The sequence below is a fragment of the Bacteroides sp. BFG-606 genome, from assembly GCF_024788145.1.
In the GTDB taxonomy this organism is placed as follows: Bacteria; Bacteroidota; Bacteroidia; order Bacteroidales; family Bacteroidaceae; genus Bacteroides; species Bacteroides vicugnae.
Map to the genome: position 1 here is coordinate 3741350 of NZ_JANUIL010000001.1, position 19451 is coordinate 3760800.

The 19451-nt window shown below is 39.5% G+C and carries 9 protein-coding genes and 1 pseudogene; all 10 read left to right on the forward strand.

Annotated features, from left to right (window positions below; all coding sequences use genetic code 11):
- Positions 1 to 37: 37 nt before the first annotated feature.
- The 10 genes and pseudogenes from NXV01_RS13920 to NXV01_RS13965 all read left to right on the forward strand — a co-directional run bounded on the left by NXV01_RS13920 (position 38) and on the right by NXV01_RS13965 (position 19439).
- Positions 38 to 1519 (forward strand): Ig-like domain-containing protein, encoded by a 1482-nt coding sequence (locus tag NXV01_RS13920; protein ID WP_195358745.1) that lies wholly within the window; start codon positions 38 to 40, stop codon positions 1517 to 1519.
- Positions 1520 to 1528: 9 nt separating this feature from the next.
- A complete protein-coding gene (locus NXV01_RS13925) occupies positions 1529 to 2923 on the forward strand; it encodes an alginate lyase family protein (protein WP_259022697.1) in 1395 nt (464 codons plus the stop codon).
- Positions 2924 to 3141: 218 nt separating this feature from the next.
- Positions 3142 to 4792: pseudogene (locus tag NXV01_RS13930) on the forward strand (glycoside hydrolase 43 family protein).
- Between the two features lie 89 nt (positions 4793 to 4881).
- On the forward strand, positions 4882 to 6105 hold the full coding sequence (locus tag NXV01_RS13935) for a glycoside hydrolase family 88 protein (RefSeq protein WP_259022698.1): 1224 nt from the start codon (positions 4882 to 4884) through the stop codon (positions 6103 to 6105).
- Between the two features lie 228 nt (positions 6106 to 6333).
- Positions 6334 to 8979 carry a hypothetical protein gene (locus NXV01_RS13940; RefSeq protein ID WP_259022699.1) on the forward strand — a complete coding sequence of 882 codons (2646 nt, stop codon included), beginning with the start codon at positions 6334 to 6336 and terminating at the stop codon, positions 8977 to 8979.
- 17 nt (positions 8980 to 8996) lie between these two features.
- Positions 8997 to 10640: a GH39 family glycosyl hydrolase gene (locus NXV01_RS13945; RefSeq protein WP_259022700.1), complete on the forward strand. Its 1644-nt coding sequence runs from the start codon at positions 8997 to 8999 to the stop codon at positions 10638 to 10640.
- 242 nt (positions 10641 to 10882) lie between these two features.
- Complete coding sequence (locus NXV01_RS13950) at positions 10883 to 13666, forward strand: two-component regulator propeller domain-containing protein (RefSeq protein ID WP_259022701.1); 2784 nt, start codon at positions 10883 to 10885, stop codon at positions 13664 to 13666.
- Positions 13667 to 13828: 162 nt separating this feature from the next.
- A complete protein-coding gene (locus NXV01_RS13955) occupies positions 13829 to 14344 on the forward strand; it encodes a sigma-70 family RNA polymerase sigma factor (RefSeq protein WP_259022704.1) in 516 nt (171 codons plus the stop codon).
- A gap of 91 nt (positions 14345 to 14435) precedes the next feature.
- The gene (locus NXV01_RS13960; RefSeq protein ID WP_259022705.1) at positions 14436 to 17546 is read left to right on the forward strand and encodes a TonB-dependent receptor; all 3111 of its coding nucleotides are present in this window, start codon (positions 14436 to 14438) and stop codon (positions 17544 to 17546) included.
- A gap of 12 nt (positions 17547 to 17558) precedes the next feature.
- Entirely contained in the window at positions 17559 to 19439 is a 1881-nt protein-coding gene (locus NXV01_RS13965; protein ID WP_259022706.1) for a RagB/SusD family nutrient uptake outer membrane protein, read from the forward strand.
- Positions 19440 to 19451 lie beyond the last annotated feature (12 nt).

The following is a 19451-nucleotide window of genomic DNA, read 5'->3' on the forward strand; positions in this document are numbered from 1 at the left end:
TAATAAACCTTTGAATGTTTTAATAATGAATTATTTTATGAAAAAGAATAGCATAATAGCATATTGGGGAGCATTATTCTTCATGACTTGCAGTATAGCCTCTTGCTCTGATGATAAGGATTGGGGCGGCAAAATGGATGAAGTGACTACAATAGCATCTATTGATATTGAAGAGACGGATTATGATGCGGGTGATAACATGATTTATATGTTAAAGAATAAGGAGTTGCAACTCTCTTATAAAATAAATCCGGAAAATGTTTCGAATCCGGGGGTTAGCTGGACTTCATCAGATGAATCTGTTGCAACGGTTACTCAAGATGGAAAAATAGTCACTAAAGATAAGATAGGTAAAGCCGTCATACGTGTGACACCGGAAATAGGCTTTGGTGCATCTGCTGCGACTCCTGCGCGTACCATTCAAGTATTAGAGGCATTTACGTATATTGAATCTCTCTCTATTGAAGCTCCGGAAGAAATAGATGGTGGAGAAGAGGTGCAATTAAAAGTAAATGCAACTCCTGCTGATGCAACTTTTCAACGGTATAAATGGGAAAGTAGTAATCCGGAAGTTGCCAGTGTGGATAAAAATGGACTTGTTACTGGTCTGTCCAAGGGAACGGCAACAATAACGGTAACAGCTGATGATATGAATCCGGATGCTCCCGCTGTGGCCTCGGTTGATATATCTGTAAAAGTAATTGTTCCGATAACGGGTATTGAACTAATAAATGATGGTGAATTGTCTGCGTTAGGATATGGTGAAGATTATCAGATTAATTATAAACTGACTCCTCAAGAAGCAACTGCGACGCTGCTTTCATGGAGTAGTGATAATGAGGGGATTGTCTCTGTAGACAAAACAGGAAAGCTACATGTACGTGCAGTAGAAAGTGGCACTGCAACGATTACTGCATCGTATGGCAATATATCCCAGTCAATAACAGTGAATGTAGCTGCCGGACGTATGTGTTATTCGTTTGCAAGTAGTTTGCTGCCGTGGTATTTAGATGATGGTTGTAGCGTATCTTATGTGGATGGAAAAGCTATTATTAAAATGAAGCAAGATGGAAATTATCGTGGAGATTTAAAATTTGCTCAATGGAATGATAGTAAATATGTTTGGATAGATCCGGGTAAATATCGTTATATGGCTATTAAAATGGTGAGGCCTTCTGTAAATGATAGCAGACAGGGTAATGTGAAACTGGATACTTCAAATGGAGCTTATCTGGGTGCAGTTGGAGGAAACAACAATAGTTATAGTATTTTAGGTGGAGTAGAACCCGGAACCGGAAAAACTGCTGTTTATTATTACGATTTGCAAAGTAACTTTGAGAGAGGAACATTTGCTTTAGAAGATGGTACTTTCGGACCGACTAAATTGACAATTCTTAATATTGTGGTCGCTGATGTTAATCCTAATTCCGGTGCAGGTGACTCGTATTCGGTATATTGGATTCGGACATTTAAGACAGTAGAAGAATTACAGCAGTTTGTTGATAACGAAAATAAATAAGAATATATTATGAAGAATAAATTTAAATATATGATAGGAGCAGGGCTGATAGCCCTGACTTCTACCTCACTGCTTGCTTGTAGTGAAATAGAAGATGGTTATAACGACATTGATAGTTGGCCGGAAGTAATAGATTATACGTCTAAACTTCAACATCCTTGTATGCTGCATACTGAAGACGATTTTCAATTTGTGAAAGAGAAGGTAAGTATGGGTGCCTCACCTTGGAAAAGTGCCTATGATCATTTATGCCAGAGCAAGCATGCGCAAGATAACTGGAAAGCCGATCCTGTTGAGGTTTTGAAGCGTTTAAATCCGGATGTATGGGGAGATAAATATTCAGATCATAGTAATTATACTAATTTAATGAAAGATGCAGCTTCCGCCTATCAATTAGCGTTACGCTGGAAGATATCCGATGAATCTGATAAAGACAAATATGCAAAAGCTGGTATTGATATTCTAAATGATTGGGCAAAGACTTGTACAGGATACCTTGTTGGTTCAGATGGGAAATTTGTAGATCCGAATGAAAATTTGATAGCTATCCAGATTTATCAATTGGCTAACGCGGCTGAGATTCTTCGTGACTATGAAGGTTGGACTAGTTCTGATTTTATAAAATATAAATCTTGGATGGTTGATGTTTTCTATCCATTTGCCAGTAGTTTTCTGAGTACTCATGAAGGAAATAAGTGTGCATTGCATTATTGGCTTAATTGGGATTTAGCGAATATGACAGCTATTCTTTCTATTGGTATTCTGACTGATGATAATTTTAAGATCAATGAAGCTATACAATACTTTAAGTATGGCATTGGTTCAGGTAACATTGTGAATGGCGTACCTTTTGTTCATCAAGATCCGGATAGTGAAGAATTGCTGGGACAGTGTCAGGAATCAGGTCGCGACCAGGGACATGCAACCTTGTGTGTCAGTCTGATGGGAGTATTCTGTCAGATGGCGAAGAATATTGGTGAAGACCTTTTTGCTTATGATAATTATCGTGCGTTGTCCATGTGTGAGTATATAGCCAAGTATAATTATGGTACGACAGAAACAGGCAGTGCATCTGCTAGCTGGAATCTAAGTAATTTTAAATATGACGTATCCAGCTTGCCTTATACTACTTACGAAAATTGTGAGGGTGGTGTTTGGCCAAGTATGTCTTATGAAGAGCATAAGAGTGGCAATGAAACTCGTGGTTCGGTTCGTCCTGCATGGGAACTTTTTTATCGCTATGCAATAGATCATAATCGTCCGGCACGTTATGCGAAAGAATGGGTGGAACTTATGCGCCAAAATGCCGGTCGTGGATATTCTGATGGTGGAGCAGGTGATTACGGACCTAACAGTGGAGGATATGACCAATTAGGATTCGGAACGTTGATGTTTGCTAAATAATTTTATTGGATAAAAGAATATTTAGGAAAAAGTTATGAAGGGGATTAGGTATTTACCTAATCCCCTTCGTATATATAAGCAAATAGGTCAGTAAATAGATTGCTTTAGAAAAAGAGATAACATTCAGTTTTCTGATAGATTAGTTTTATATAAGGTAGAAAGAACCTGTTTTTTAGGAATAACACTTGAATTTAGAAAAGAATTATTAGTTAGGTAGTATGCGTAAAAAGATTCTGTTTTTAGCAGGAATGATGGCTTGCTGTTCATTGGCAGGTGCACAAGAAATTTCTAAGACCTGGGTGGCTGATAAGGGAAATGGTACTTATCAGAACCCGGTTCTTCATGCCGACTATTCGGATCCGGATGTCTGTGCAGCCGGAGATGATTTCTATATGACAGCGTCCAGCTTTAATTGTATTCCGGGGATTCCTGTTCTTCATTCCAACGATTTGGTGAACTGGTCGTTGGTGAATTATGCACTACCGGTGCAGGAGCCGGAAGAATTTTTCGATAAGGCACAGCACGGTAAGGGAGTATGGGCGCCTTCTATCCGTTTCCATAACGGGGAATTTTATATCTACTGGGGTGACCCGGATTACGGAATCTACATGATAAAGACAAAAGACCCGAAGGGAAAATGGAGTACCCCCGTACGGGTAAAGGCTGGAAAAGGAATGATTGACCCGACGCCGCTTTGGGATGAAGATGGTAAGGTGTATCTTGTATATGCATATGCTGCCAGTCGTAGTGGAGTAAATAGTATTGCCGTGATCTGCGAGTTGAATGCCGAAGGTACGGGAAGCTATTTCTGATCCGGTGATGGTATTTGACGGAAATGATGGAAAGAACCATACGGTGGAAGGCCCGAAACTTTATAAACGCAATGGATACTATTACATTTTTGCTCCGGCAGGCGGGGTAGCTACCGGTTGGCAGTTGGTTCTTCGTTCAAAGAATATCTACGGCCCCTACGAATCGAAGATTGTCATGGCACAAGGAAAGACAAATATCAACGGTCCTCATCAAGGCGGCTGGGTAGATACGAACACTGGAGAATCATGGTTCATTCATTTTCAAGATAAAGGAGCTTACGGACGTGTGATTCATCTGAATCCGATGACTTGGGTAAATGATTGGCCCGTAATCGGAGTAGACAAGGATAAAGATGGCTGCGGTGAACCTGTGACTACTTATAAGAAACCGAATGTGGGAAAGACATATCCGGTAACTACTCCACCGGAAAGTGATGAATTCAATACCCGGCATTTGGGACTACAGTGGCAATGGCACGCTAATAAAAAAGACACTTATGGGTTCACTACTGACTTAGGATATATCCGTCTTTATGCAGGCAGCCTCTCAAAAGAATTTGTGAACTTCTGGGAAGTTCCTAACTTGTTGATGCAAAAGTTTCCGGCTGAAGAGTTTACGGCTACGACCAAGTTGACATTTACTGCCAAGCAGGACGGTGAACAAACCGGAATCATTGTGATGGGATGGGATTATAGTTATCTTTCCATTCGTAAGGCAGGAGATCAGTTTATTCTGCAACAAGCAGTCTGCAAGGATGCGGAACAGCAAAATCCCGAACAGATAAAAGAATTGGCAAACCTTCCGGTGGAACATCTGAAGATGCCGGGAGTAGCAGATAATGAGTGGCAAACAGTTTACTTACAAGTAAAGGTTTGTAAAGGAGCCGTTTGTACATTCGCTTATAGTCTGGACGGAAAGAAATATACGACAGTGGGAGAGCCTTTCACAGCCCGACAAGGCAAATGGATTGGAGCCAAAGTTGGAGTATTCTGCGTAACTCCGAATGACGGTAATCGCGGATGGGCAGATATAGACTGGTTCCGGATGACTGAATAAGTGGTGTATGATTAAGTAACTGATGAATGACTAAGTAATCGACAAAGAGAAATAAAGAATAAGAATTAACGCGAATATATTAAACGAAGATGAAAAAGATTGTAGTAGGTCTGGCTGTGATGTTAGGTTTTTGTACGTGTACTCACAAGCCATCCGGTACATTGGATGTGAATAAGGCATTGGACTACTGTGCGGCACAAGCACAGCGTACACTTACGGAACTGAAAACAGATTCCGGAATTGACTATACGATGATGCCGCGTAATATCATGGCTGACGAACATCACTGGAACTGCCGTAAAGCAACGAAAGAAGAATGGTGTGCCGGTTTCTGGCCGGGGGTGCTCTGGTATGATTACGAATATACACAGGATAAACATATTCTGGAAGAAGCTAAGAAATTCACGAACTCATTGGAGTTTCTTTCTCAAATTCCCGCCTATGACCATGACTTGGGATTCCTCGTGTTTTGCAGTTATGGAAATGGTTATCGTTTGACAAAGAATCCAGCTTATAAGAAAGTGATTCTGGATACTGCCGATTCTTTGTCTGCTCTGTTTAATCCGGTAGTGGGAACAATGCTTTCATGGCCTCGTGAAGTGGAACCGCGCAACTGGCCTCACAACACAATCATGGATAATATGATTAACCTTGAAATGTTGTTCTGGGCGGCGAAGAATGGTGGCAATCCTTATTTGTATGATATTGCCGTTTCTCATGCCGACAAAACAATGAAATGTCATTTCCGTCCTGATTATACTTCATATCACGTAGCCGTATATGACACGATTTCGGGTAATCTCATTAAAGGAGTCACTCATCAGGGATATGCCGACAGCACCATGTGGGCACGCGGACAAGCATGGGCAATCTATGGATATACCGTAGTCTATCGTGAAACGAAAGACCCGAAGTATCTTGATTTCGCGCAGAAGGTGACAGATGTTTATCTCGAACGTCTGCCCGAAGACAAAGTCCCTTATTGGGATTTCGATGACCCCTCTATTCCGAATGCCCCACGGGACGCCTCGGCTGCGGCAGTGGTGGCTTCCTCTTTGCTCGAATTATCTACTTATCTTCCGAATGGTACGGGCAAACGTTACAGGGATGCTGCGGTGGAAATGCTGACGAGTCTAAGTTCTGATAATTATCAGAGTGGAAAAAGTAACCCCTCTTTCCTGTTGCATAGTGTAGGACACTGGCCTGCTCATTCCGAGATAGATGCTTCTATTATTTATGCAGACTATTATTATATTGAAGCATTGTTAAGATTAAAACGTCTGCAGGAAGGAAAGAGTGTGATTGCAGCTTGATTTTTGTGAAATAACATAATAAAAAAAGATCCCGGTAACTTGTAAGTATATTAAGTTATCGGGACTTTTTTATTATATTATGTAAAAACGAACGAAAACTAAGTTATACAATCATTTTTTAGATGATAATTTTATTTTTATTCATTACGTGTCGGCGGTGTTTTATTCGTATTTTTGGTTAGATAGACTTGAACGGTAAATTAGTTATTAAAGATAAATCATTATTCAATGAAGAACATTTTATTATTTATAGCCATTTGGACAGGCAGTATGTGGGCATTAAAAGCACAGGATCATCCTTGTATATATGTTTCTGCATCAGATAAGATTGCTATTCAACAAAAAATAGCGAATGAAGCATGGGCTAAGGAATCATTCCAACAGATACGAGGAAAAGTAGAGAAATATGTAGATCGTCATGTGACAGATCCTCAATGGATTATTTCACGTCTTGCTATGTACTGGAAAGAGGGAGAGCGCTATACGCAATGTTATTTGAAAAAGCAGAACTGGGAGAGGGGCGAAGGGAATGCTCCTGTTCCTACCGTTCGTATGCCTGGTATGCGTACTTGGAATAAGTATTATAATGTGCCTTTGGAAAACCGGCAACCATATAATGAAACGGGGGATATGCTTGGGCTTAATAAGCAGAATCCGTCAGAATCGCCTGTCTTGGTGCCTTATAAAGAAAGTGGACACATGATACGTGGTAATAATGTAGAGATACTGACACTCGCCGAGAATGCAGCATTTGTTTATTGGGTGACAGATGAAGAAAAATTTGCCCGCTTTGCTGCCGATATTTTTAATACATGGTTAGTGGGTACGTATTATATGAATCCGATTCTTGATCCTGAAAAATCAACAGGAGGACCTGGTGGCTGGGAAGCGGGTGGAATTTGTGGTTATTATGATTATGAACAGATACATGATGATCTTGCTTTACATGCGGCGGCAGCATATGATTTTCTTTATGATTATCTGAAAACGAATTCACATGCCCACCTGAAAGAAATTGGTAAAGAAACGAAAGATGTGGCAGGTGCCGTATTCAAACGCTTTATTGATATTGGTTTTATTCGTGGCGCAAAATCAGGGAATTGGAATGTGAATGGTTGGAATATGTTATTGCGTCCTATCCTTGTGCTTGAAGAAAATAATGCCTATGCCGATGGCAAAGGAAAGGAATATTATTTGCATTATCTCACAAGTGAATCGACAGAATATCATGATGCTATCCCCGATATGTTGAAGACGTATGATCCGGTGACGGGATTATGGCCGGAGTCTCCGGGGTATTCTTTTGGTACCATTCAGATGTTATTGGAATGGGCTATATTATTGAAACGTTCGGGAGTAGATATTATAGCTGATAATCCTATATTACAAAAAGCAGCTTTGGCAGTTTTCCCTTGGATGGATGATGCGGCCAATATGGTTGTTTTCGGAGATTCAAGAGGAGGAAGTGCAAACTTTCTTACATTTGAGAATCTATTGACATATTATTCACAGACTGCTAATCAAAAGGGTGTTGAATCTGTTGCGGGCGCTTTGAATAAAGGATTTCTGCTGGGGAAATATAATCGTTTGCATACAGATTGGACTGGCATATGTACTTATGTTGCTGCTATTCCTTCAGTGGGGATGGAAAATAATGAGAGAGCTTCTTATTCGCCACATCACCGTTTTATTACTATGAAGAACTGGGAGGCTCCCTATAAGATGATGGCTACTCTGTATGGCGGAACAAATGGTTATCATTTGACTCCTAACGGATTATCTCTTCAGTTTTATGGATATGGCTATGCTTTGGCACCGGATGCTGCCGCTTACGAGTCTTATTGGAGTAAAGATCATGTGTATCATCAGTCACCTACAGGAGCAAATACGATATTGCCTGGTTATTCAGAAGGTGAAATAGTGATTGAGGCGATGGAGCCAACCGTTGAGCAGGGAAAATTTATAAATGATAGAGCACTCACTCCGTTTCTGAATTTTGCAGATGTTTCAGCGGGAGAGAAAAGAAGAACGGTAGTTCTGGTTCGTACATCGGATTTTAGTGGTTATTATATTGATATTTTCCGTTCGGATCAGGAGGATAATGACTATCTATTCCATAATGTTGGAACAGGCTTAGTTTTGACAGATGTGAAAGGTTATCAACTTCCAGTTATTCCATCTGATAAATTTGATAAAACATACCATCCGGGGTATGCTTGGTTTACTAATTTGCGTAAAGTAGATTATAATCAAGATTTTATCGCTACATGGACAATGCCTGAAAATATAACGACACGTCTTTGGATGACTGGTGCTGACGGGCGTGAAATTTATCAGGCAGACGCTCCTGCTACAACATTGAATAGGGGATTAACTCCGGGAAATGTATCTACTCCACCTTCCTTTACGCCTACCTTGATAGTCCGTCAGGAAGGAAATAATGCAAAGACGGAACCTTTTATCGCTGTTTATGAGGCTTTTAAAAATAATACCCCACAAGTGGATCAGGTAGCGGCTGTGCCTGTTAAGGGAAACTGTACCGGTGTGAGAATACGGGTGGGCAATAACAGAGACGATTATTTGTTTAGTGCGACGGATTCGCAAGTATATACACCCGTTTCCCGTTCTTCTTTCTGTGGAACTTTAGGTCTGATAAGTGAGCAGGAGGGAAAAGTGCAATCTATGTATTTGGGAAAAGGACGCCTTATCAAAAGGGGGAATTATTCTATTAAAGCAGAACGGGAGGTATATGCCACGATTTACCAGAAAAATGGAGAATGGTTTTATTCTGCTACGGGACCTGTTAATATAAAGATAGGGAAAATGCATAAAACATTGAATGAAGGATACGATAAACGACTGAATATTAAATAATAAATTATTAAATAGTAATGAACAGGAGAAAATTTCTAGTGGCGCTTGCAGCAGTAGTTTTGTCTACTATACCTGCATCTGCTCAAACAGTCAATGCCACCTCACAAGGACAGGCTTATGAACATTTATGGAGTGTAGGAGTAGGAGCAGGCCGTGCAAATGAAGGTTTGCGTACGGGATGGTTGGAACATTTGAAGTTGGTGAAAGAGCATTGCGGGTTTCAATATGTGCGTATGCATGGTTTATTCTGCGATGATATGTTTGTCTATTTTGAGAAACCTGATGGAAAGGTAGTGTATAATTGGCAATATGTAGATGAAGTTTATGACCGGATGCTGGCTTTGGGAGTCAAACCATTTGTAGAATTATCATTTTTTCCGAAAGATATGGCGGCGAAAAATAGTAAGATACAAATGTGGTATCGGAATAATGTGTCTGTAGATCGCAATAATTTTGTAAAATGGCATGATTTGGTGAAGGAGTTTACACAACATGTTGTTGATCGATACGGTATTGATGAAGTATTAACATGGTATTTTGAGGTCTGGAACGAACCCAATCTGAATCTGAATCCTAAAGCGGGTTTCTTTGACGGAACGAAAAGTGATTATTTCCGCCTGTATAAAGAATCTGTTAATGCTATTAAATCAGTAGATAACAGGCTGAAAGTGGGCGGACCTGCAACCAGTAATTTCATAGCCGATGAACGTCATGATGGTGAGATTATGGATCACAAGAAATCAGTGTTCTATTCACAGGATGTGATTAACACCAAACAATGGAAAGGGGTTTGGATTGAAGATTTTCTCCGTTACTGTGAAAAAGAGAAGTTGCCGATTGATTTTATCTCTACTCACCCTTATCCGACCGATTATGCTTTGGATCCGGAGACGGGGAACAGTAAGGATGCTATTCGTTATGTACATTCACTTCATGATGATATTACCTGGCTGCGTCAGCAAATAGCAAAGAGTAAATATCCCAATGTGGAAATCCATTTGACAGAGTGGAGCACCAGTCCGAATAGCCGTGACCGTATGCATGATATTCTGCCTCCGGCCGCTTATATAATAAAGGTGAATCTGGATTGTCTGGGTTTGGCAAATTCATTAATGTATTGGACATTCACGGATGTATTTGAAGAAAAAGGAGGCGGTGAGGAGATATTTCACGGTGGCTTTGGAATGATAAATTTTCAGGGATTGGTGAAACCCTCTTTTCATGCTTATCGTATGCTGCACCAGTTAGGGGATGAGAAGCTTTATTATAACGACCCGCTATTTGTGAGCCGTTCCTCCCGGACTGGAAAGATCTCTGCTATCGCTTTCAATTATCCTTCAGAATATGAAGAAGCTGTACCTTCGGCAAAGAATTTTAATAATTATATGCAAGCGTCATCTAAAAAGGTAAATTTGGTATTGAAAGATTTAAAACCCGGTGCGGTTTTTGAAATTGAGACTTTGGATAAGGCGCATGGTAATATATATGATGATTATGTCAGGATAGGTGCTCCGCATTCTCCGACTCATAAAGAAATAAACTATCTGAAACAAGCCGCGTGGAATACAGTAAAACAGATTGTGAAAGTGGCTTCGGATGGGACATTGACTTGGAATAGTGAGTTGACCCCATGGAGTTGCGTGCTGATTCGTGAACTGTAATGATATGAATGATAAGTGCTTTAAAGATAAAAATATCAATTTGTATTAAGTCGTCTTTTTAACTATTCATTCAGTAATATATAGAAAAATGAGATGGGAGTTGTACTGCGAGGCAATCAGATAGATTGTTTGAGCAGTGGACTCCCGTTTTTTATAGAATATTGCTATTGATTTTTTCAATGTTATGTACTTATTGAAAGAAATAATAGTGTATATTTGCATAGAACAGAATGTGAAAAAGGATGAAAAACATACTCATTGTATTATTAATTATACTATTAAATAGTATTAATTCGCAATATCTGTTATCAAAGGAATTGAAATTTAATCGATTGACAGCAGAGAACGGACTGCCATATAGTACGGCTAATGTAATGCTTCAGGATGATAACGGTTTTTTATGGATTGGCACTCATACAGGATTGTGCCGCTATGATGGAATTAATACAGAAATTTATTCAGAATTCGAAAATAAGCAGGTGCGGACTTTGGCCGAGACGGATGGAGACTGGCTATGGGTAGGCATGGAGAATGGACTTGCCCGCATTAATCTGAAAACCCGTAAGATGGAACCTATTCTTTGTGACGGAAAAAAGGAACTGCAAAGAGTGAGTGCCATTCATTGGGGAAAAGATGAAAAGGTCTATGTAGCGGCTATTGACGGTCTTTTTGTTTATGATAAGGGAGTCTTGAAACATACGATAGTTAATGAAGGACAGGTCTTTTCGATAGTAGAGAACACGCTTACTGATTATTGGCTGCTCACAGAAAAAGCACTGTTGAATTTGGATACTAAAACGGGAGAAGTTATCAAATACGTCTGGCCATTGAAATTTAATCCGTTCTTCCTGGCTTCTCTAAATATTTATAAAAATACACTTTATATTTCGGCGGAATATAATTCGATGTTACGGTTTGATTTGAAGAACCATAGGTTTATGACTGAATTTGCGTCGGAGGATAGAAAGCGGACTTATCCGCTTGTAATAGATGGAGGGCTATTGTTTGTTAATACAACATGGGGAGTAGAAGTGCTTTCGTGTTCTACTAATCAGTTATTATATACGATTGCCACAGACGAAGATATGAAAAATGGCCTTCGTTCCAATCAGTTTTATTCTATGTATAAGAAAGGAACAACTTTGTGGCTGGGCATTTTTTCAGGTGGAATAGCTTACTCACAAGTTGAAAATGACGCGTTTAAAGTTTATCAGCTTCCCGGTACGGAATTCACCACTTTCAATCGTCAGGTGCGCTCATTTAGTATCATTCCGGATGGTATAAAACTAATAGGCACGAGAAGCGGATTGTTGATGGTTTCAGAAAAAGAAAATCGTGTCCATACTTTTACGACTAAGGATTATCCGGCTTTACTCTCTAATTCTATATTATTTATCCAGCCTTTCAAAGGAGATGATTATTTGATTGGTACTACAAAAGGACTTGTCCTTTTCTCTTTGAAGGATGCTTCTTTTAGAACATTTTCGGAAGATAATATTTATAAAGGTAGTCAGTTCTACTCTTGTTTGCCTGATGAAGATGGAATATGGTTAGCTGCGTCTGAAAAAGTGTTATATTATAATAAACATACCCGTTTGACAGAACAGTATTCGTTGGATACGGAGAAATATCCGGGTTGTTCCGCATTATCTTTATGTTTTGACTCTCGTAATCGTTTGTGGATAGGAACATCGGATGGAATCTTCTTATTGGATAAGGCCACTCGAAAGATAACAGATACTTTTGAAGGAAAGAGTAAATTGCAAAATATCTCTAAAGCACAGATAAATAGTATATCCAGGAGTAAGAATGGTAAAATGTTTATCTGTACAGACCGATTGGGATTGATTGTTTTGAATGAGCGGGGATCGGAAGTTGATATTTATTCAGAAGATAATATATTACCTCATAATACGGTGTATAGTGTTTATGAGGATGATCAGGACGTGTGGTGGATTGCCACAATGAAAGGAATCCTACGATATAATCGCGTGACGGATAAGAAGCAATTATATGATTTGTCCGCCGGAATACCGGGAGGTGTATGTCGTTCGTTCTATAAAGATGATAAAGGCAATTATTGGTGGGCTAATGAAATGGGGCTGGTTGTGTGTGATCCGAATCAGTTGTCACGTGCTGTGTTGTGTAACATACCGCGAATTAGTTCAGTCAAAGTTGCGGGAAAACAGCAATTGCTGCTGGAAGATTTGAATCTGGGAACGGTAACTCCGGCATACGCGAAATCAATGGTGCTGCCTGCATTCCAGAATAATCTGGAATTGTGTTTTTCTATGCATACATATTTGGGGGCATTGGATTCTTATCAATATATTTTGGAAGGATTGGATGAAAGATGGAAATATAATTTGGAGAATAATTGTTTGACATATACTGATTTACCTGCCGGAAAATATATGTTGAGAGTTCGTGGACAGGGGAATTCGGATTATGAAACTCAACTCGAAATTACTGTCGAATATCCGTGGTATGTGACGTATGGTATTGTTGCCGGAGTTGTTCTACTTGTTTTGTCTGGCATTATTTGGGTATATTGGCGGAAGAAAGTGCGAAATTCGGTTGCTGGAAAAAGACATGATGCGGATATGGAAGTGATGAATGAGGTAGAAGCGGATAAACCAAAGACTCCCAGATCTAGTCAGGAGAAGTTGGATCGTTTATATGAGCGGCTCATTCATTATTTTGACACAGAGAAACCCTATCTGAACAAGCAGTTGAAAAGTGCGGATGTTGCTGCGGCATTGTCCTGCTCTATTTTTTCTTTATCGGAGTGCTTGTCTTTTAAATTGAATACAAATTTCTCGGATTTCGTAGCTCATTATCGGGTGGAAGCTTTTGTGCAAAAGCAAAAAGAAGAGGATATATCTTTGTACACGTTGATGTCTATTGCAGAATCCTGCGGGTTTAATTCAAAGTCTTCTTTCTTTCGTCTGTTTAAAAAGCAAATGGGCTGTACCCCGTTGGAATATATTCAGAAACAAGAACATAATAGAGTATCAAAACAATGATTTGATACTCTGATTTGTGTTGATTATATTGTTGATAATTAATGTGTTATCTATTTCTTGTCTTTCTTCTTTGCATTGATACCTGCTGCTTTCTGATTTATGCATTTAAATGGAACTAACGGTTTATATTTGCATTCGTAATCATAACCCAAAGTTTATATTATGGAGAATGCAACTGATAGATCCCAAAGTATTATTGTAGATTCATACGTTGAATATTATTCTCGTGTAGTAGATTTCATAACATATCGAATTAATAATCGTTGTGAGGCGGAAGATCTGGCACAAGATGTGTTTGTACGCTTATTAGAATATAGGCAAATACTATGTAAGCAAACTGTAAAACATTTCATTTATACTATTTCGCGTAATATTATTACTGATTATCTACGTCGTTATTATAAGATGAAGGAGATTGGTAGTTACCTCTATGATGAAATAGCTTCTTCTACCAATGATGTAGAAGAGAATATTTTGGCTGCTGATATTTCCCGATTGGAGAAAGGTAAATTATCGACTTTTCCGAAACAACGAAAACAAATCTATTATTTATCTCGCTTTGAAGCTTTCTCAATAGATGATATTGCTTCACAGATGAGTTTGGAAAGACGTACAGTTGAGTGTCACTTGTATATAGCTAGGAGAGAAATGCGTATGTTTTTGAAACAGTGTATTTAAAAGAGATATAACCAATTATTGTGTTAATTTTAATATATAATTTATGGAAAATGAATTTCTTAGGTTCTTACCAAAAAGAGTTATGTGCTCTATGGTAATAGTATCCGCTCTATGGGCAGGAAGTCCTCAAATAGCTTTTGCCGATACCGGTGAAGTCCAGGCTGTGACGCAGAGCAGCACGGTAAAAGGGAAGATTGTGGATATTAATGGTGAACCGGTTATTGGTGCCAGTATTTCTGTAAAAGGGACTACTAACGGGGTTATTTCAGGCTTGGATGGTGACTTCTCGATAAAAGTAGCATCTAATGCGACATTAGTTATTTCGTTCGTTGGTTATCAGACTTTGGAAGTGCCGGTAAGTGGTAAAAGTATCTTGAATATTACGCTGAAAGAAGATGCAGAGTTGTTAGATGAAGTGGTCGTTATGGCTTATAATTCTACAGTAAAACGGAAAGTTGTGGCATCTGTGACTAATGTGGATATGAAACAGGTCGAAAAAATGAGTGGATATAAAGATATGGGTAATGCTTTGCAAGGTCGAGTTGCAGGTGTTATTATTACCAATAACCAAGGTGGCCCTGACTCTTCTCCTACAATTTCTATTCGCGGTGGAGGCGACCCTATGTATGTGATTGATGGCATCGTGCAGGACAAGAGTGCTTTTATGCGTTTGGCTTCCCAGGACATTGAATCTTTGTCTGTGATGAAAGATGCAGCTTCCAGTGCAGTTTATGGCGCATCTGCAGCAAACGGGATTGTTGTTGTGACTACTAAGAAAGGGTCTGTCGGAAAAATGAGGATTAATTATACTTTTGATGGGCAATATGATTCACCTATTGTGAAAAGAGATAAGCTTAATTCTTTGGAGTATGCGCAACTTCATAATGCAATCAGTGATTATATGGGAGAAAGTAAACCTTATTCGGACATTGTGCTTGCTAAAATCCAAAGTGGTGAATTTTCTGATTATCCGAATACCGATTGGTGGGACACTTTAATAAAGAATGGCTCTTTTTCCCAACGCCATACATTGACATTGGATGGTGGCTCGGAGAATACGCAGTATAGAATGTCCTTTATGTTATATGATCAAGGTTCTCTTCAAAAACATGTTTCTGGAAAGAATTCACCGCTGGATTATAAAACATATAGTATGGACTTAAACCTGACGCACAATTTTCGTGAGGCAGGAATCAAACTGGGTTTGGATATTCGCCCTTATTTGGTGGATAACAAATCCTACGGAAATGGTTCTGTTTGGAATAATACGACTGGTGTTCAACAGCTTAGTCCGTTAGACAAGGTTTATAACTCTGATGGTTCTTACTCACCTAACAGTCCTATGTCCTTGTATGGCGATACGGATGGATCTTATGCGAAGAAGTTCAATTTCGGTACGGATATCAATCTGAATCTTGATTGGGATATACGTTGGGTGAAAGGTTTGAAAGCTGTATTTTGGGGAAATTATCGCTTAGGCAGTTCGCGTGATAAAACATGGACTCGCTATGTCACTACTTATAATGAAGACGGTTCGGAAGTGACGGCATCCAAACCGAAATTGTCTGAAACGCAGGGATACAGTTGGGTATATGAGTTTAATACCGGATTGAAGTATGACACTACTTTTGACAAGCATAGCTTGTCGTTAGGCTTGTTCTATAATCAGCGTGAGAATTATTACGAGACACTTACGGGTACACGTATTGATTACTATACTAACATTGACCAGATATTTGCCGGACCAACGGATGGACAGACCAACAGCGGAACTGCTGGTGAGGGAGGACGTTTGGGATATGTCGGAACCTTAAACTATGACTATGCAGGCAAGTATCTTTTATCTGCCAGTTTTCGATATGATGGAAACGATGGATTTGCAAAAGGTTCCCGTTGGGGATTCTTCCCGTCTGCGGCATTGGGATATATGATTTCGGAAGAATCTTTTATGAAAAAGCTGAAGTCAGCTATTTCAATGGACATGTTGAAATTGCGAGGATCTATAGGGCAAATTGGAGAAACATCATCTCGTTTTGGTTATTTGTCGAATTGGGATGTCAATCAAAATGGAGGATATATAGGTGGAGTGCTTGTTCCCACTATATCTCCCGCGTCGCTGACAAGTAATGATTTGACATGGTATACTACCACTACATGGAATGTGGGCTTGGATTTCGGTTTCTTGAATAATCGTTTAACCGGTACTGCTGATTATTTCTTTCGTCGCACTGTTGGTTATCTGATTAACCCGATTGATAGGTATAATTCGACATTGGGAAACCAGACAGGACGGAATGGCAATACATATACATACGGTCTTCCTAAAGTGAAATCCGATGACGCTTTTCGTCGTGCAGGTGCTGAATTCTCTTTGAATTGGAAAGATAAAATCGGAGATGTATCTTATAGTATTGGCGCAAACTTGACTTTTTATGACCAGTTATGGGAAAAATATGCGCAGGGAGATGATGCTGTAACCTTGGCTAATCCTAATAAACGTACTACTTATAAGACGATTGGGCAGGGAGATCTGATATATATCTATGACGGTTTATTCAGAGATGCTAATGAACTTTTGAATTCTCCCATACAATCTGCCGGAACAAGTATGATGGCGGGGGACGTTCGTTATGTAGATGTCAATGGAGATGGTGCTATCACTGAAGAAGATATGATTTATGACAACAAACCGCGTTCTGCTATTATGCAGTGGGGGATTCCTTTCAGTCTGCAATGGAAAGCATGGTCGTTAGAAGGGTTGTTGCAAGGTTCGGGACGCCAATATGGAATCTTACATAATAATATCAAGGGAACCGGTTGGAATAAAATTTATTATAAAGACCAGTTGGATATTTATTACCCAGGAAATGAGACAGCTCGATATCCTCGTGCTGATAATGACTATGGCGTATGGAATGGTGAATATAACCGGGCTTCTTCTGCTTTGTGGCGTGTGAATAAAACTTATGCTCGTCTCAAGAATTTAAGTGTCACTTATAATTTGAAATATAAGTTGCTGAAGCATGTCAATTGGTTGAGTGCGGCTTCCGTCAGCTTAACTGGAACAAACTTGTTTACTATTTGTCCGTCATTGAAGTATGGTGATCCTGAAACTGGTCCCATCAACGATACCTCAACAGTGCAAACTGCAGCTTATCCCACAACGAGAACTTTTTCTGTAATGGTTAATTTAGGCTTTTAAAATGATAAAAATATGAGAAAGATATATATAATAGGAATTTTAGCCGCCATGTCCATATTTACATTTTCTTCATGTAACGATGTTTTGGATAAGGCTCCTTTGGATTTGACAACAGAAGATATGGTTTGGAGTGATGCTGGTATGGCTCAAGCTTATCTGAATAGAATCTGGTATGCGACAGGTCGTCATGATTATCAGAACGAAACGTGGTTCTCGTTGTATGCAGGTCCTCTGACACCGGGTACGGACATCGTGTCGGACAATCCTTATTGTCGTTGGAATAGAAATGGTTCGGTTGTTCGTAATGATGCCGGTTGGACAGAAAATACCAATAACGGCTTATTTGATAACTTTATAGATATTCGTCGGGCAAATATTGCCATTGATAAGTTGACGAAAGGATGTGGATTCAAAAAAGAAATAGAGGATGATATGTTGGGACAGGCTTACTTTGGCAAGGGGTTGATATATGTTACACGTGCCAAGTCATTTGGAGGTTATCCAATCATAGACCGGACTTTAACGGTAGATGACGAGTTAAGCTTGCCTCGCGCTTCTATCAAAGAAACTTTTGATTATGGTATCGGACTATTGGAAAAAGCTGCCGAGCTTTTGAATGCCACTTCTCCGTCAGGGCGTCCGAACAAGGGAGCTGCTTATGCTTTGTTGTCTGAAGCTTATCTGAATGCGGCAGCCTACATCAAGTATGCAATAATTAATAATGAACAATCAACAGTGGATTTAACTCCTTATTTAGATGGAGTGATAAGCAGTGTCAACAGATTGGAAAGTTTGGGAAAATATCAGTTAGAAATAGCCGGAAGCGATTGGGGAAAGCAGTTTAATGATTTGTCATACGCCTCTGGTTTACCACAGGAAATCATTTTGGCACAGTTCACTCCTCCTGGGCTTTATCCGCTCTCAAATGACAAAATGGTGGAGATTAACTGCTACTTGCCTACAATGGTGGCGGATAATTTGAAGTTGGATGTTATTAACAAATATGATGGTAATCCTTATCCGGGATTTACACCAAACAGTGGGTGGCAGACAATAGCTCCCAATCCGACTGTGGTGGAAGAGACTTTTTATATAGTTGATTTAGATGGCAAGGCACGTCGTTGGGAAGAATCGCAGAAGTTTCAAAAATATGTGGAAGTGCAGGCTGACGGTACTCGTGCATTGAATGCCCAAGCTAGCTCGAACCGACTTACTGATATTTCTGCTTTGATGTATGAGAATCGTGACAAGCGTTTCTATGAGACAGTTGCTTATGACGGAGGAACTTATTTTGGGAATAAATTTGATTCCCGAAGGGGTGGGAATATGCACCCGGAATCCTTTAAGGCAAGTAATAATGCTTATGGTTCGGTAACTGGTTATTTATTTGTCAAATCTGTGCCGCAGACTCAAAGTTGGACTTCTGCCGATTTGTCTGGATTCCACCGTACTTGTCTTCGTTTGTCCAAAGCTTATCTGAATGCAGCAGAAGCCTATCTATTGAAAGATGATTGGGAAAATGCCCGGTTTTATATTAATAAGACACGTATCACCCATGGCGGATTACCGGCATTGACTTCTGAATCTGATAATGAATTGTGGAAAATTTATTTGGATGAACGTAACGCCGAGTTGATGCTTGAGAATGACCGCTACTTTACTTTATTGCGATATGGCATTAATAAGTTGAATGCAGAAGTGATAGATCAACTGAATCGTGGATATATGCAGAAACTGGATATTGCATCTGACGGAAGCTCTTATCAATATATAGGCCTACCGTTTGAAGCTGAAGCCAATAGACTTGTATTTAACAGATATCGTTATTTATACCCTGTGGCTAAGGAATACATTGATGCCAATTCCAATTATAAGCAAAATCCCAGATATTAACTTTAAAGATTG